The organism is Chryseobacterium paludis, assembly GCF_025403485.1.
Lineage (GTDB): Bacteria > Bacteroidota > Bacteroidia > Flavobacteriales > Weeksellaceae > Chryseobacterium > Chryseobacterium paludis.
Window position 1 is genome coordinate 972,766 of sequence record NZ_CP099966.1, and the last position, 16,790, is coordinate 989,555.

Here is a 16,790-nt window from a genome sequence, read left to right on the forward strand (position 1 = left end):
CAAATATAATGGAATCAACATTCAGTGCATTACAGAAAGAAAGGTCTTCCCATACGGGAAGAAAATTGAAGGGAGCAGAAGTAATTTTAGAAATTCTTAAAGCTGAAAAGGTACATACGGTCTTTGGGTATCCTGGAGGTGCCGTCATTCCAATTTATGATGCTCTTTATGATTACAAAGATGATTTACAACATATTCTGGTTAGACATGAGCAAGGAGCTATTCATGCTGCACAAGGGTTTTCAAGATCTTCTAAAAATATCGGAGTTGCTATTGCTACAAGTGGACCCGGAGCAACCAATCTGGTGACAGGGCTTGCAGATGCGATGATCGACAGTACTCCAGTTGTTTGTATTACGGGACAGGTTTATGCTTCTCTTTTAGGGTCTGATGCTTTTCAGGAAGTAGATGTGATCAATGTAACAGCCCCTGTTACGAAATGGAATTGCCAGGTAACTGATGCTGAGGATATTCCAAAGGTACTGGCTAAGGCATTTTATATTGCAAGATCTGGCCGTCCAGGTCCGGTATTGGTTGATATTACTAAAAATGCCCAGCTTCAGGAAATAGATTTTCAGGGATATGAGATCTGTAATTCTATACGGTCTTACCATCCAAAACCAAGAATTAAAACTGAATATATAGAACAGGCCGCTTTACTGATTAATACCGCTAAAAGACCATTCTTATTATTTGGGCAGGGTGTAATTATTGGCCAGGCGGAGGAAGAACTTAAAGAATTAATTGAGAAAACAGGAATTCCCGCAGCTTCTACAGCTTTAGGTTTAGGAGCGATTTCAACAGAACATCCTTTGTATGTAGGAATGTTGGGGATGCACGGTCATTATGCTCCCAATAAATTAACCAATGATTGTGATGTCATCATTGCGGTAGGAATGCGTTTTGACGACCGCGTTACCGGAAAACTGGATCAATATGCAAAACAGGCAAAAGTGGTTCATCTTGATATTGATCTTGCAGAAATTGATAAAAATGTAAAAGCTGATGTTCCTGTTTTAGGAAACTGTAAAGAAACTCTTCCTTTATTAACTCAGATTCTTGATGAGAATTCCCACGATGAATGGCTGAATCAGTTTAAAGAACTTAGAAATGAGGAAAATGAAGAAGTCGTAAAAAAGGAGCTGAATCCAACAACAGAGGAGCTTACGATGGGTGAGGTGTTAAAATATCTGAATCAGTTGACCGATGGAGAATATATTATCTGCACAGATGTAGGCCAGCATCAAATGATCTCTTGCCGTTACGCAGAATTTAAGACATCCAAAAGAAATGTTACTTCCGGTGGATTAGGGACAATGGGATTTGGTCTGCCAGCTGCAGTAGGTGCAAAAATGGCCAATCCGGATAAACATGTGATCTGTATTGCCGGTGATGGAGGCTTTCAGATGAATATTCAGGAGCTCGGTACTATTGCACAATTTGGAATAGGCGTAAAAATGATCATTCTTAACAATTCTTTTCTAGGCATGGTGCGTCAGTGGCAGGAGCTTTTTCACGACAAGAGGTATTCATTCGTAGATATTACAAGTCCTGATTTCTCTGCTGTTGCAGAAGCTTATGGTATTAAAGGAAAGCAGGTAAAAGAAAGAGCTTTTTTAAAATCATCATTAGAAGAAATGCTTAATACCGACGGAGCTTATCTGCTAGAAATAAAAGTAGGAAAAGAAAACAATGTTTTTCCTATGGTTCCACAGGGCTGCAGTGTAAGTGAGATCCGTTTAAAATAAAAACAAATGAAATGAATAAACAGGAATATACAATAAGTGTTTTCACCGAAAATCAGGTTGGGTTGCTTACCAAAATAGCAATGGTTTTTTCCAGAAGAGGAATCAATATCGAAAGCTTAAATGTTTCTCCAACAGAGATTGAAGGGATCTCAAGATTTACCATTGTGGTAGAAGTTTCGCAAGAGACTGTAAGAAAAGTGTCGAGACAGATTCAGAAGCTGGTTGAAGTCATTAAAGTGTACTATAATACCAATGATGAAATTGTATGGCAGGAACTGGCTCTTTTCAAAATAGAAACGAATGTGGTCTCTGAGAAGTTTTATGTTGAAAGGATATTAAGACAATACGGAGCTACCATTGTAAGTGTAAGAAATGATTATACGGTTTTCACCATTGTAGGGCATCACGAAGAGATAGATCGTTTTCTTGAAATTTTAGAGCCACACGGTCTTATAGAATTTATCAGAAGCGGAAGGGTAGCGGTCATCAAATCAAATGAGGGTTTTCACAAAAAGCTTAGTGCCCTTGAAAAAATGGCCTATCAGTAAAAAATAAATAAAATAAAAACAAACACAAATTAAAATATATAAATGATCTGAAAAGGTCTAAAAAAATAACAATTAAATATAAAATTATGGCAGTAATTAAATTTGCAGGAGTAGAGGAAAATGTAGTAACAAGAGAAGAATTTCCAATTGAAAAAGCTCAGGAAGTATTAAGAGATGAAACGGTAGCGGTTTTAGGATATGGTATTCAGGGACCTGGTCAGGCTCTAAACCTTCAGGATAATGGGATCAATGTAATTGTTGGGCAGCGTAAAAATTCTAAAAGCTGGGATAAAGCTGTACAAGATGGATTTATTCCTGGAGAAACTTTATTTGAATTGGAAGAAGCGGCTCAGAGAGGAACGATTCTTTGCTACCTTTTGAGTGATGCGGCACAGATCGAATTTTGGCCAACTTTGGAAAAACATCTTACCCCTGGAAAGACTTTATATTTCTCTCACGGATTTGGAATTACCTACAATCATCAGACACAAATTGTTCCACCTAAAGATGTAGATGTGGTTTTGGTAGCACCGAAAGGTTCTGGAACATCTCTAAGAAGACTTTTTGTGGAAGGTAAAGGACTAAACAGCAGTTATGCAATCCATCAGGATTCAACCGGTAAAGCAAAAGATAAAGTAACAGCGTTGGGTATTGCTGTGGGTAGCGGATATCTGTTTGAAACCAATTTTAAAAAAGAAGTATACAGTGATCTTGTAGGAGAGAGAGGTTCCCTGATGGGAGCTATACAGGGATTATTTGCTGCACAGTTTGAGGTATTAAGAGCCCAAGGACATTCCCCTTCAGAAGCATTTAATGAAACTGTGGAAGAATTAACCCAATCTTTAATGCCGTTAGTTGCTGAAAATGGAATGGATTGGATGTATGCCAACTGCTCTACAACAGCACAAAGAGGAGCTTTAGATTGGTGGAAGAAGTTTTATGATGCTACAAAACCTGTATTTGAAGAACTGTATCAGAGTGTGAAAGAAGGAAATGAATCACAAAAGTCTATCTCAAGCAACAGCAAGGAAAACTACAGAGAAGGTCTGAATAAAGAACTTGAAGAGTTAAGAAACAGCGAATTATGGCAGGCAGGTAAAGTCGTAAGGTCTTTACGTCCTGATAGAGAACTCGAATATGAAAAGTAAAACCATCAGTTTCCCTTCACTGCATGCCATAAAAGAGGCCCGGAAAACACTAGAGAATATTGTTAATACAACGCCTCTGCAGAAAAGTTTCAGGCTTTCAAAACAAATTGAAGCTGATATTTTTCTGAAAAGAGAAGATATGCAGCCAGTCCGTTCCTATAAGATAAGAGGAGCTTACAATAAAATCTATAGCCTTTATAAAGATCATAAAGTTGGAAATGGAATTGTTTGTGCCAGTGCAGGAAATCATGCTCAGGGTGTTGCTTTCGCTTGTCGGAAACTGAAAATTGAGGGAACTATTTTCATGCCTGTTACCACTCCAAAACAAAAACTGGAACAGGTAGCTATGTTTGGAGAAAAATATGTCGATATCAAATTGATCGGTGATACTTTTGATGATTCCAAAAAAGCCGCAATAGAGTATAGTGAAAGTTCTAAAGTTGAATTTATACATCCTTTTGATGATGTTGAGATCATTGAAGGGCAAGCTACTTTGGCGATGGAGATTCTGGAACAGGCAGAACATAAGATCGATTTTGTATTTGTCCCTTTAGGAGGAGGTGGGCTGGCTGCTGGAGTAGTTACTGTTTTTTCAGTTCTATCACCTGAAACCAAAATTATTGTTGTAGAACCGAAAGGGGCAGCTTCGATGAAAGCTTCTTTAGATGCCGGAGTGAATACCGAACTTATGCATATTGATAAATTTGTGGATGGAGCTGCTGTTCAGAAAGTAGGAGACCTCAATTTTGAGATATGTAAAGATTATATTCATGACTGTATTGCAGTTGATGAGGGGAAAGTTTGCGAAACTTTATTAGAACTTTATAATAAAGACGCCATGGTATTGGAGCCTGCCGGTGCTTTAGCAATAGCAGCATTGGATCTTTATAAAGAAGAAATAAAAGATAAAAATGTGGTTTGCATTGTAAGCGGAAGCAACAATGATATAACAAGGACTGAAGAAATTAAGGAACGGGCGATGCTTTACAAAGGCTTGAAACATTACTTTATTGTAAAATTTCCACAGCGTCCGGGAGCTCTTAAAGAATTTGTTTTAAGTGTTTTAGGGAAGTCAGATGATATTACATTTTTTGAATATACCAAAAGGAACTCACGGGAAACAGCTTCAGCAATTGTAGGTATCGAAGTACCTTCGTTTTCTGATTTTGAAGAATTATTGAACAGAATGAAGAAAGCGGGGTATTATGAATCCTACCTCAATGATTCTCCTAATATGATGAATATTTTAATCTAAATTATCTATTTAAGTCACTTTTATAAGTGGCTTAAATTTTTTATTGTATATAAGTGTTTTGTTATTAAATAGTTAAGGGTATTAATGCAGTTAATTATCATAAAATAGTGATAAACTGATAAAAGTCATTAGTTTCTTATTTTTATTCAGTCTAAATAAATATAAATTTGTCTTAACAAAAAATAAGAAAAAACGAAGAAGACCTGTATCCTTTTAAGTATTGCTGTACTGAAAAGATCGTTAAAAAATAAACACAACTAATCATATCCATATCAATTTTTGTTTTTTTAAACCGGTGGGGCCATATCCCATCGGTTTTCTTTATTAATACTTTCAGTATATTCAGAAAGCTAGACGGAATTCTGGGCTGGTCATTATTTTATAGTTGGTATAGATCGATACAATGGGAACATCCTAATTTTGTTGTCTAAAATGATTAATAATTTACTGTAAAGTAAATAGGTGTAAAAAATAAAATATATGAATTCATTAGCTGAAAACGAACAGACAGCCGCCATATTAAATGGATTTTTCCAAAGTGTTTCTGAGAAGGATACTGAAAAAGCAGGATCTTTTTTTGCTGACCAAGTGGAATGGTATATTCCTAAATCAGATCTATTACCCTGGACGGGAGCATTAACAACAAAATCAGAGGTGATAGCAGCACTTCAACTTCTTTTAGATTCTCATATAGATGGCGAAGAACAATTTGAACTTGATCATCTTTTTATCGATGGAAACGAAGCTGCAGTGTTTGGGAAAGCATCCCGGGTCGCAAAGAAGACGGGTAAAAGATTCACTGCTTTTATATGTCAGAGGTTTAGTATTGAAAATGGCAAAATCACAAAGCTTTTAATGCTTGAAGATACCCGTGAAATTGAAAAAGCATTTGTAAGTTAGTAAGAACCCTAAAAGCAGATATAAACAAAGCTCTCGTATTGAGAGCTTTGCTGCGTTAAATAAAAATTAAATAACCTGTGATGTAGTTATTTTTTTGTGAATACTTCCTTACCGAAAATACTAATGAAATTTCCATCCGGATCTTGAATGATCGTACTGGTGAGTCCTTCCTCATTAAGCTGTATTTCTTTAAATACAAAATTTACATTTTGTTTTTCCAGCCACAAACCAGCTTCATGTAAATCATCAACATACAGAATCAAAGCTTTATTTCCTATAGGTTTAAGGTGGCCCGGAGGGGTAGCAAATAATTCTTCAATTCGATAAGAATCAGCAGATTGTAATAACTCCAGACGGATTCCCATTCCTTCCATAAAAGCACCTTTTGCCTTTACAGCAGGAAAATCAACTTCTTCTATTAACTGAAATCCTAATATATGATGGTACCATTTTATGGATTGACTTAAGTCTGAAACACTTACTGCCAAACCAAACAGGTTAAATTGTACGTTTTCCATTTATAATTTAATAATAATTTTAATTGTTACATCTCTATCACAAAATTACTGGTAGAATGAGGTGTTTAAGTGCTCCAGTTTCAAGAAATAGGATAGTCCAGTTTTACTACAATTTGTCTGGATGTTAAGATTTTGAATTACATTTGTGTATCAACTCATATCTATATTAAATAGGATGTTACCTTACAAATCGTTAATTAAGCTGGACAGAGGAGGGTCGGTGCCACTGTATGTTCAAGTATGTAATCAATTTATATCACTGATTACAAATGGTACGCTGCAACCATCAGACAGTCTTCCGAGTTCACGGATACTTGCAGATCTTATCGGGATCAATAGAAATACGGTAAAGCTGGCCTATGAAGAACTTATCAGCCAGGGTTGGGCAGAGTCTGTTGAAAGAAAAGGAATATTTGTTCTTTCTAATCTGCCAACGTCTTCTAAGATCATAACCTCTGAACATAGTGAGAATAATAATCTTAGTGAAGCTTTTTATTGGAATAATCCATTTAAAACCCCTTCTTCAGGAAAGGATTTTCAGAAAATAGATCTTGCGATCGATGGTGGCTTTCCCGATGTACGGTTAGCTCCTGTAGATCAGCTTATGAGAGAATATAGAAGTCTTTCCAGAAAATTCTATGGTAAAAATTTTCTGAAATATGGAAGTTCAAAGGGATCCGAACATCTTCGCGATTCTATCTGTCATTATTTATCCAGCACCCGGGGGTTAAATGTTTCTAAAGAAAACCTTGTCATCACAAAAGGAAGCCAAATGGGGATTTATCTTGCAGGTAAACTGTTAATAGGGCCATCTGATATTATTGCTGTGGGCTCGTCCAATTATCCTTTTGCAGATCAGACGTTCCAATATTTAGGAGGTAAGCTTCTCAGAATTCCTATTGATGAACAGGGAATGGATATTGATCATCTGGAAACCGTTTTAAACCACACTGCGATAAAAGCAGTTTATATTATACCTCATCATCATTTTCCAACCACTGTAACGACAAGTATGGAGCGCAGAATGAAGTTATTGCATCTTGCTAAAAAGTATCGTTTTGCCATTATTGAGGATGATTATGATTTTGACTTTCATTACGATAATAAACCATACGTACCTCTGGCGAGTATAGATCATTATCACAATGTTATTTATATAGGATCTATTTCGAAAACATTTGCGCCGGCACTACGAATTGGATTTATGGTGGGACCTTCAGCTTTCATTGATGCAGCATCATCAACCAGGGAATTTATAGATAAGCAGGGTGACACATTACTGGAAAATGCATTTGCAATGATGTTCGATAGCGGAGAAATGGAAAGACATTTTAGAAAATCTTTAAAAATATATAAACAACGCCGCAATCTTTTTTGTGAAATACTAGCTTCAGATTTTAAAGAACTGATTGATTTTAAAACTCCAGAAGGAGGATTGGCTGTGTGGGCTGACTTTAATAAGAAAATTAATTTAACGGAAGTTGCCGGGAAAGCATTGAAAAAAGGACTGTATATCGAATATGGGGATTTTTATAAAAATGAGGTTTTTGCAAGCAATGGAATGAGGATGGGATTTGCGTCATTGAATGAAAAGGAAATGAGACTGGCGTTGAGTATACTGAAAGAGGCGATTGATTAGTTTTGAATTTTGAATTATTGTTGTTATAGCTCTTTATTGTAGTTTTTTTATCCTAAATGCTCACGTTATTAAATTTTTATGTTGATTTGGGCTATATCATATTTCACAATTGGCATATATAGAACGAAATGATCTGTTTTAAATTTGTATTAAATAAAATACATTATGCAGAGTCAATATACCATTTCAGATTTTACGACCGATCTGGAGATTCAACAGTGCTGGGAAGTGATCTCTTTATTAAGACCTCATCTCGATAAAAATAACTGGAAAGAAATCATTCATGAAATGATGGAAAATGAGAAGTACAGGATTTCTGGAATTATGGAAAATGATCAGTGTGTGGCATTTGCCGGATACCGGGTTATGAACTCCTTACACAGCGGACATATTATTTATATTGATGACCTTTGTACCCTGGAATCTCATAGAGGAAAAGGTTTAGCCTCTCAACTACTGGAATATGTAGAGCATATTGCCAGGTCCAATGCGATGGATGCGGTAGTTCTTGATACTGACTTCACTAATAATACTGCGCAAAAGGTTTATCTGAAAAGCGGATTCAGGCTTGCGGCGCTTCATCTTGCACATCCATTGAAAAAGTAAGATCATTTTTATAATATAAAGAAAGGTAACCAATAGATTGATTACCTTTTTTATAGATATGATATCCGATTAAATAGCTTCAGATTGACTTAGGTTTCTAATATTACTAAATAAATCCCTCACCTCATCCCAACTGTGTACCCGCTGATGATGATCTATACTACTATTGTGTCCGGCATTGAACATAATGGGTCTGCCTTTACAGAAATCAAGATTTTTAATATGGTCATCTATCAGATAATCGGTGTCGATAACACTTTTATCACCACACATGATTATATTTTTCCATGATATAAAAGGGAAATGCTCCTGCAGCCATTCGTATTTTTCATATAATGAAAGTGGAAACTCCATAGCAGCAGTCACAATATAAACATCATAATCATTCATCAATTCTTTAACTACTTCCACTGCATTAGGCATTACCGGCAGAGTGCGGAAAAAACCGGGAGTCTGTAAAAATTTTAAGACTGCTTCTCTATCTGGAAAAGCTTCGGGTTCCGGTTTACCGATCATATCTTCTCTACTGATTAAAATACCGTGATCTCTGTGATACCAATCGATAAGTTGCGCTTCTACATCTGCTATTACACCGTCCATATCTATCGCAATGGTTTCTTTCTTATTTTTCATTTTGCAATTATTTGCAACAAAGATATGTATTATTGCATAAAGTTGCATTATTTTGCAATAAATATTTTCTATATTTGTGTTATGATAAAAGCTGAAAGACAGGATCTCATTCTCGAGTATTTAGTAAAAGATAAAAAAGTATTGCTTGATCAGATCAGTAAAATACTTAAAGTATCTGAAGATACCGTGCGTAGAGATATTAAAGAATTATCAGATAAAGGTCTGTTAAAAGCTGTCCGTGGTGGTGCTATTCAAAGGTCTTCAATGCCGCTTCATTTTAAAGACCGTCAGAATATCGACGTCCCGCACAAGAAGATCATTGCCGAAAAGGTATTGGAATATATTAAACCCGGAATGGTTCTGTTAGTTGACTCAGGAACTTCAGCACTGGCGGTAATTGCTAATTTACCAAAGGATATTGCTTTAACTGTAGTAACCAATAGCTTTCCGGTTGCTTCACTTTTGGAAGATCATAAAGAAATTGAAGTTTTATTTATGGGTGGAATGCTGAATAAAATTTCATTCTCTACAAATGGGTATGAGACGATTCAAAGTATAAGGAATATCAGAGCTGATATCTGTTTGCTGGGCGTATGTAGTATCGATCTGAATTTTGGAGTTACCGGTGATGATTATGAAGACAGCCTGGTTAAAAGGGTGATGATAGAAACTTCAAAATGCACGATTGCTCTTTCGACTTCAGATAAATTGGGGAAATCCGAATCCTTTTATATCTGTGCTGCCAATTCACTGAATATTATTATCACTGAGGCAGATCCAAAATCAGATTATTTAAAACCTTATATAGATGCCGGGATTGAGGTTAGATAACGATCGGTATTAAAAACTGAAGACAAAGAAAAATTTCATTCTTTGTCTTCAGAGAAATTTTAATCGATTATGATGGCCATGCATAGTCCATTGGGGCCTGCCTGAGATCTCGGACGGCATGCACCGTTGATGCAACACCAATCGTCACCGCATTCTAAGCTTTCAGGACATGGCGGATAGCCACCGTAGATCATTCTTAATTGATTTCTTTCTAAGGATTTCAGATTTTTCATAGTACATTGTTTTTTTGGATATAATTAAATTTACATGAAGATGAGATAGCATTGCCTATATCATCTAATAATCAAACGACAAAGAATATGATTATTCTTTGCCGTTTGAAAAAATTCTATTCGATTGGTGGTGCCATACATAATCCATTGGGTCCCGCCTCTGATATAGGACGGCAGCCACCATTGATGCAGCATTTTCCAGGGCCACATTCCAGATTCTCAGGACATGCGGGTACGCCACCATTAATTACTTTTAACTGATTTCTTTCTAATGATTTCAAATTGTTTTTCATAGTACATTGTTTTTAGTTGTAAAACAAATGTAATGAATTATATGATAGGATGTTAAGTATTTGGTTATATCTCCTTATAAAGTGATTTTTTCCCCTTGTACAGGGAAAATATACTTGATTCCCAGAGCATTTTTTTCTTTCAGTTGCTTCTTGATTTTTTCAATATGATCACCTACAGGTTTCAGATGGGTAATAATGACAGGAACGTGATGCAGTTTTCCTGGCTTACAGAATCTGTTCAGAGTATTTAGTTCCTGTTCCAGTAATTTTGGAGTAAGGTGGCCAAATAAAGATTTGTCGGGCTGTTCATTAGGGAAGGAAACCTCTATTAGAATTCCCTTTAATTTTTGCTCATTAATATAAGGAGCAATCTGTTTCCATAAATTTTCAAGTTTATTGCTTTTTTCTATAAGATCGCTTCCGGTATCTCCTAAATATAAAAGATAATCACCATCATGTCTTACGAGAAAAGCTGTACTCTCATATGGATTGACATGACTTAGCGGAAATGCAGTCACATACATTTCGGTATCAGTGATCGGTATTTCCTTACCATCCTCAAGACTTACCATCTTATATTTGCTTAAACGGGGAGCTTCACCGGAATCGGTAAAGTTGGCCCAGCTTTCCCATGAGAAATATTTATCTGTAATGATTTTCCCTACGGTAGGAAGGGTATACACAGACTTTTTTGTATCATCTGGACTATTTAAGATCATTCCGCTTACATGATCGAGGTGTGCATGAGAAATCAGGTATCCCTTGATATTTTGTTGCATAACCTGCGATGCAGAGCTTTGTTTAAAATTTCCTTTCTGTATGGCTTTTTCAATTCCTGAACGTATCGTTCCGGCATCAAGCGCTATATAGTTTTCAGAATTTACCGGAGCAGCCATATAACTGGATAAATTACTTTCATCACCACCACCATAAGTTCCCAGTGGAATCACTTTAAAACTATTCTGTGCTGAACAAACAGCTACCGACAAAAAGATAGTCAGATTGAAGAAATATTTTATCATATAGAGTATCGTTGTATTGAGAATTGATCAATCAATGCAAGTACAAATTTAATTCAAAAATATACTTGTACAAAATTACAATCAACAGGAAAGCGGAGTATAAAACTATTAAAATTATGTTAAAGTTTGTATTGTCTCAATTCTTGGCACAATATTTCAATGTAAGAACACAACTCATGTTTAATTTGAGTTTTCATGGTTATTAGTTTTTATCCTCAACTTCGGTTGGGGATTTTTTTGTTTAAAAGAAAACCCTCCATTCAGAGGGTTCCAGTGGCTATAATATGATAAGATCTAAAAAAAGTGTCTCAAACAAAAGCTTCCCGGATCAAGGGGAAGCAATAAAATAATAAGTGATGCTTGATTATTAGTTTTCCCCTTAAAAGTAATAAGTATTTGTATATCAATTATATGATCGTAATCATAAAGATTTGTTTAACATTTTTAAACCAGATCCTATCAATTAGCTAAATAAAAAAGGAGCCTTTCTAAATTGAAAGACTCCTACGCTTATTATGAATTTTAAAGGTATTATAAACTTCCCAAAATAGGGAAGTAAATGTACAAAATGGAATGTAAATTTTTATTATATTGTAAATATAGTAATAAATTTTGATATTATTGTTAATAATAATCATATAATTCGTTATTGTAATTATTATTCTTAATAATAATTGATTATTTTTATATGTGGTATGTGGTTGTTTTTAGCGCTTTTAATGCATGAATTCCATGAAAATACAAGTTTTACTTGTGCCAATTTTTCGAAATGAAAATAGCAGAAATAAGAGAGCATATTAATAAAAAAAAATCATCCCGTTTCGGAGATGATTTTTTATTTATTTATTTATTTTCCTGATCCTATCTGTTGTTTCAGTTTATCGTTTTCCTCTTTTAAAAGAGCTATATAATCCTGTAAATTTTTTATGACTGAAATACTCACATCATTATTAAAATTGGTCACATTACCACCTCCTGAAGAACCTGGGCTATCATTAAAAACAGGGTTTTCAACAATTACTTTCGCTTCTTCCATTTCGTAAATTTCATCAACCTGGACTTCAAGGAAAGCAGCAATCTTTTCCCATTCATCTTTAAAGATTTTTACGTCACCGCTTTCCTTCCTGCTGTAATTAGATACATCCGTTGCAATGATATCAGCAATCTGCTGTTGCGTATAACCTTTTCTCTTTCTTAGCGAACGTAATTTTTCTTTTTGCATATCTGACATTTTTACAAATTTGCAAAAAAAAATGATAACTTCTATGGAAATGGGAAGGCATTTGGGAAGAGGTGCTTTTTTATTTATTCTTTTTTTAATTAAAGTTTCATGTTGTAAATTTATTCTGCATAATTTTTTCTAAAAAGGCGGTAAACAAGTTTGAATTCTTCCGAAAAAAATTATTACATTATTCACAAAAACAAAAATGAAATTATTTGCTTTTTTATTTTTCTTATCTCATTTTGTTTATTGTCAATCTAATAGATTTGTGTATGAATATAAGTCTGTTAAAGACACTATAAAAAATGATACAACAAAAGCAGTAATGTATCTGGATGTATATAAGGAAGGCTCTATTTTTTATGATGTCCAAAATTTTAAAAATGATTCAATTGCATCAATACAAGGTGAAAAATTAAGTAGTTTTGAAAACAGGGTTTATAAAAAATATCCAAACTATGATGTTTCTCTAATTGTCTCGTTGTATAGTGATATTTATATAGTTTCTGATTTAAGAAAAATGGATTGGAAAATTTCTTCAGAAAAGAAGGAAATTAATAAATTCTCTACCCAAAAAGCTACTTTACACTTTGCCGGAAGAATATGGACAGCTTGGTTTTCTACGGATATTCCTATATCTGATGGCCCTTATAAATTTCATGGTTTGCCCGGTCTTGTTTTAAAAATAGAGGATAATACCCATACACATAGTTTTGGATTAGTTGCTATTGAAAAATTAAATCGTATTTTAAGTTACAAAACAAGCAGTAAAAAAATGCTATCCATTGATCATGAAAAGTATAGAAAATTATATAAAGAATATCGAGGAAATCCCAGCAAAAACTTGATGGGTCTAGATATTATAGAGACTCAGGATGGAAAAAGCAACAGTGAATTTAAGAGAAATATGGAAAAATATTACAAGAATAGAACTAAAAATAATAATAATCTTTTAGAGGTTGATTTATTGAAAACTAAATAAATATTAAAAGTGTAAATTACTTTTGTTGTTTGATTTAAGGGTGTAGATTTTCGTAATCATATTTTGTATATTAAATCTATAGTTGGAGAATAATTCTTATATTTAATACCTAATTAAAATAAAAACAATGAATAATTTCAAAAAAATTTCCAGAGAAGGACTAAAACAAGTTAAAGGTGGCGGAGGCATAGATGGTGTTTGCAAACCTCACTTCAAGCTTATTTGCGAAGCCACGGGTATTTGCGGACCAGAACCAGACGCTGCTTGTAATTGCTATTGCGTTCCAATATAATAAATACAATCCCTCAATCTGAGGGATTTTTCATATAAAAAAGGAGCCTTTCGAAATTGAAAGACTCCAGGGGCTGTAAAATGTATAAGTTGCAAAAATTATTCAAATAAAAGCTTCCCAAAAGAGGGAAGCACTACGATTGTAAAAAACGATGAATTATTATTAGACTGGTTTTCTAAATCAAATTTAGCAACAGATTTTAAATTTATTTATGATCGTAATCATAAAGTATTGATTTGGAATGTTTTCAACTTCAAGCCTGTAAAAAATATCAACTGATCTGGCCACGAACCTCTTTGTAATTTTCTGTAAATAGAACCGAATCAACTTTCATTTCTAAAAGCGATAAAATTTTATTGAACTCTGGTTTAAGGTAAACACTCATATTGAGTTCCAGCTTCCCGCCAGAGTAATATATCGTTGCTGATGGTGTTTTAAATTTTCCTAGCCTAATCATATCTATTTGTGTAATGTCACTCCACAAAAAAGAATGTTTCTTCAGACCACCAACAAAACGTACACTGTCATTCGAAATAATAAGTTTTACCCGGGTATAGATAAACATTGAAACGGCAATTAGAAAAATAAAAGCGGCTAAAAAGATAATCCATCCAGCATTTTTTATTTTGAGCACATACCCTCCCAATATTAACATTAAAAGGCTTACAATGCGGTATATAGTTTTTTGCCATCGGGGTGCAGAAAAAACTTCTTCTTTAAGTATTGGTTGCATTATTTAAAAATATAAAAAACAGGTAATAGTGCAACCAATAATTCAAAACAATTACCTTATCTGATTAAATTTTAGCCAAATAATACGGATAAATAATTGTAAATCATCGAGTCATATAAATTGTATATATTTAAGTTTAATAAAAAACTAAAACCTATGAGAACATTAACCATTACAAGTTGTATTGGAGTCCTAGCTATTTGTTTAGGAGAAGGTAATTATTAGTCTTAATTTTGAAAATATGAAAAATTTTATTTTATTCTCTTTGATGATATGTTGCGGTTGTAGTAAAACAGTTAGCCAGCCTATTATTGATTATAGTCCGGATTATGGAGACCAAAGAAATATGATTTCTGATCTTAAAAAAAAGCAAAATGAACAAACTATTGTTTTAATTGGAAGTAAGGTTTATTCATATGATGATTTTAATTCATTAATAAAAAAAGAGAAAATTAAAACTTTTAATATTATTAACAAAAAAGAAGAAATTGAAAAATTAAACTATTCATATAATAAAATAAAGACAATTATTTTAGCAGAAATGAAATAATATAAGGCCGCATTAGCAGCCTTTTTATTTAAATTACATATTCTATTACATGAGAAAAATACTTATACTTACATTTCCGATTGGTCAGCACGATTGGTCTTATGAGGGGGTAGCATTTAAAACTTCAAGTGATCTTCAAAGAATGGTCATTTTTATACAACAAATCTTAATGAACTAGGATGGGCGGAAATGGCTGGACATATGAAGGAGTTGCATTTTATGCAGTAAAATAATAGTCCCATTTAAATATCCCATTTGAAATTTTATCCCTGACCTTGGTTGGGGATTTTTTAAATTAAAAAAGGAGTCCTTCAATTGCGAAAGACTCCTATCCAGTAATATTAAAAAGATCTAAAAAAGTATTCTAAAAAAGCTTCCCGTTGGAGAGAAGCTCAACTGTAAAAATGATGAATTATTATCGGAATACTTTCCATTTCAAATTTAATAACAGATTTTAAGTTGGTTTATGATCGTAATCATAAAGTGTTGAATTAAACCATTTTCAATGCTTGAAGAGTAAATTGGTTATACAAGTCGGAAAGAGATGACACTTTGCTCTTTCATTTTTTAATTTTATTTGTTTTTGGGTATATCCTGTACAAGGTATTGTCAATGATACAAGCGAGTGTATCCATATCATTTTTAGGAATATTCAATTGTTCTGGGTAGGCCAATGTTCTCTCTTTGTATTTAAAGTTAAAATTTTTAGTTCCAAAAGGAATGCTGAAATAATTTATATGGTGCTGCCTGAAAGAAACACGTAGATAATGTGTATGAATAAAATTACTTTCTATGGTTGGTTCGTCTGTTTTCACATAGGTATTCATATTTTTGGTAAGCGTTTGTACACTCATTTTTTTTTTGTAATTGGGGAAAAGTAAGTAGAGACTGTTCCAAACATCTTCAATATTATTTGTCTTTACTTTCGTTTCTTCAACGGTATATAGTTGTCCATTTTTATTGGTATAGAATTCTGTGTCCAATGCTTCATATGCTATTGATACTTTGGTTACAGGGTAGAGTGTTTTGTAGAAATTGGCTTCTTTTGTTTTTTCCTTTAGATAAAGACTGTCTAACTCTTTTTTTTCATTATCCTTAAGGAAATCCTTTATAGAATAGCCTTTTCTTTTTAAAAATTCAGCTTGCGTTTCTTCTATAATAAAATCGTTGAGTTCCCGATTTTCCTGCTTCTGATAATCCGTAAAACGATAACTTATTAATTGTTTTTTTAAATGGTCATCACCCTTATAAATTTCCTTAGAAAAAATAAATCTTTGGTTAAGGGAATCAATGTAAAAGTCTTTTGTTTTCGGGAATCGTTTAATTATTTTTCCTTTTTCTGTAATAGCAGTTACGGTTATAAAATCACCGGTTTTCAATAACAAAATATAGCCTTTACCATTGGGTATATGCAGCACAAAATCTGTCTTTATGTCTGTTTTTTCAATTTCAAAAAAGGGATCTTTATTTTCGGGCATAAAAACCCAATCTCTGTGTTTGTCCCATTGTGGAATTCGATATCCCATCAAAAAAGCAATTGAGCTAAAAACTGCTATAAAGACAATTAATGAAATATATATATTCTTGTTTTTCAATGTGTCTGTTTTTAGAATGTATTGGTGCTAACGTTTTACTGC

General features: G+C 33.7%; 18 protein-coding genes. 11 read left to right on the forward strand and 7 right to left on the reverse strand.

The features are described from left to right. Positions 1–8 precede the first annotated feature (8 nt). The 5 genes from ilvB to NG806_RS04060 all read left to right on the forward strand — a co-directional run bounded on the left by ilvB (position 9) and on the right by NG806_RS04060 (position 5,599). Complete coding sequence (gene ilvB, locus NG806_RS04040; protein ID WP_261512058.1) at positions 9–1,748, forward strand: biosynthetic-type acetolactate synthase large subunit; 1,740 nt, start codon at positions 9–11, stop codon at positions 1,746–1,748. An 11-nt stretch (positions 1,749–1,759) separates the two neighbouring features. Then, positions 1,760–2,296: an acetolactate synthase small subunit gene (gene ilvN / locus NG806_RS04045; RefSeq protein ID WP_261512059.1), complete on the forward strand. Its 537-nt coding sequence runs from the start codon at positions 1,760–1,762 to the stop codon at positions 2,294–2,296. A gap of 86 nt (positions 2,297–2,382) precedes the next feature. Continuing rightward, positions 2,383–3,444: a ketol-acid reductoisomerase gene (gene ilvC / locus NG806_RS04050; RefSeq protein ID WP_214825454.1), complete on the forward strand. Its 1,062-nt coding sequence runs from the start codon at positions 2,383–2,385 to the stop codon at positions 3,442–3,444. Further along, on the forward strand, positions 3,434–4,699 hold the full coding sequence (ilvA, locus tag NG806_RS04055; RefSeq protein WP_261512061.1) for a threonine ammonia-lyase IlvA: 1,266 nt from the start codon (positions 3,434–3,436) through the stop codon (positions 4,697–4,699). The genes ilvC and ilvA overlap by 11 nt, the downstream gene beginning before the upstream one ends. Positions 4,700–5,179: 480 nt before the next feature. After that, positions 5,180–5,599: a nuclear transport factor 2 family protein gene (locus NG806_RS04060; protein ID WP_214825452.1), complete on the forward strand. Its 420-nt coding sequence runs from the start codon at positions 5,180–5,182 to the stop codon at positions 5,597–5,599. Between the two features lie 86 nt (positions 5,600–5,685). Here NG806_RS04060 and NG806_RS04065 read toward each other — a convergent pair whose 3' ends face one another. Then, positions 5,686–6,117, reverse strand: coding sequence for a VOC family protein (locus tag NG806_RS04065; protein ID WP_214825450.1), 432 nt, complete (start codon positions 6,115–6,117; stop codon positions 5,686–5,688). 175 nt (positions 6,118–6,292) lie between these two features. On the opposite strand from NG806_RS04065, the gene pdxR reads away from it, so the two are divergent. Further along, a complete protein-coding gene (pdxR, locus tag NG806_RS04070) occupies positions 6,293–7,756 on the forward strand; it encodes a MocR-like pyridoxine biosynthesis transcription factor PdxR (RefSeq protein WP_261512062.1) in 1,464 nt (487 codons plus the stop codon). Positions 7,757–7,921: 165 nt separating this feature from the next. Then, positions 7,922–8,362, forward strand: coding sequence for a GNAT family N-acetyltransferase (locus NG806_RS04075; protein ID WP_261512063.1), 441 nt, complete (start codon positions 7,922–7,924; stop codon positions 8,360–8,362). 69 nt (positions 8,363–8,431) lie between these two features. Here the strand turns inward: NG806_RS04075 and NG806_RS04080 are convergent, their stop codons facing one another. Further along, on the reverse strand, positions 8,432–8,995 hold the full coding sequence (locus NG806_RS04080; protein ID WP_261512064.1) for a 5' nucleotidase, NT5C type: 564 nt from the start codon (positions 8,993–8,995) through the stop codon (positions 8,432–8,434). Between the two features lie 81 nt (positions 8,996–9,076). Between NG806_RS04080 and NG806_RS04085 the strand changes: the two genes are divergently transcribed. Further along, a complete protein-coding gene (locus NG806_RS04085; RefSeq protein ID WP_214825446.1) occupies positions 9,077–9,826 on the forward strand; it encodes a DeoR/GlpR family DNA-binding transcription regulator in 750 nt (249 codons plus the stop codon). A gap of 349 nt (positions 9,827–10,175) precedes the next feature. On the opposite strand, the gene NG806_RS04090 is transcribed toward NG806_RS04085, so the two are convergent. From NG806_RS04090 to NG806_RS04100, 3 genes are all read right to left on the reverse strand, one after another. Continuing rightward, entirely contained in the window at positions 10,176–10,352 is a 177-nt protein-coding gene (locus NG806_RS04090) for a hypothetical protein (RefSeq protein ID WP_214825445.1), read from the reverse strand. Between the two features lie 74 nt (positions 10,353–10,426). After that, positions 10,427–11,374 (reverse strand): MBL fold metallo-hydrolase, encoded by a 948-nt coding sequence (locus NG806_RS04095; protein ID WP_261512065.1) that lies wholly within the window; start codon positions 11,372–11,374, stop codon positions 10,427–10,429. An 847-nt stretch (positions 11,375–12,221) separates the two neighbouring features. Beyond that, the gene (locus NG806_RS04100) at positions 12,222–12,596 is read right to left on the reverse strand and encodes a helix-turn-helix domain-containing protein (RefSeq protein WP_214825444.1); all 375 of its coding nucleotides are present in this window, start codon (positions 12,594–12,596) and stop codon (positions 12,222–12,224) included. Between the two features lie 205 nt (positions 12,597–12,801). Here NG806_RS04100 and NG806_RS04105 point away from each other — a divergent pair, with 205 nt between their 5' ends. After that, the gene (locus NG806_RS04105; RefSeq protein WP_261512066.1) at positions 12,802–13,578 is read left to right on the forward strand and encodes a GLPGLI family protein; all 777 of its coding nucleotides are present in this window, start codon (positions 12,802–12,804) and stop codon (positions 13,576–13,578) included. Positions 13,579–13,705: 127 nt separating this feature from the next. Beyond that, a complete protein-coding gene (locus NG806_RS23075) occupies positions 13,706–13,870 on the forward strand; it encodes a bacteriocin-like protein (protein ID WP_449243617.1) in 165 nt (54 codons plus the stop codon). Between the two features lie 271 nt (positions 13,871–14,141). Here NG806_RS23075 and NG806_RS04110 read toward each other — a convergent pair whose 3' ends face one another. Further along, entirely contained in the window at positions 14,142–14,603 is a 462-nt protein-coding gene (locus NG806_RS04110; RefSeq protein ID WP_261512067.1) for a hypothetical protein, read from the reverse strand. A 241-nt stretch (positions 14,604–14,844) separates the two neighbouring features. On the opposite strand from NG806_RS04110, the gene NG806_RS04115 reads away from it, so the two are divergent. Beyond that, positions 14,845–15,153 (forward strand): hypothetical protein, encoded by a 309-nt coding sequence (locus tag NG806_RS04115; protein ID WP_214825438.1) that lies wholly within the window; start codon positions 14,845–14,847, stop codon positions 15,151–15,153. 560 nt (positions 15,154–15,713) lie between these two features. Here NG806_RS04115 and NG806_RS04120 read toward each other — a convergent pair. Beyond that, positions 15,714–16,748 (reverse strand): hypothetical protein, encoded by a 1,035-nt coding sequence (locus tag NG806_RS04120; protein WP_261512068.1) that lies wholly within the window; start codon positions 16,746–16,748, stop codon positions 15,714–15,716. Positions 16,749–16,790 lie beyond the last annotated feature (42 nt).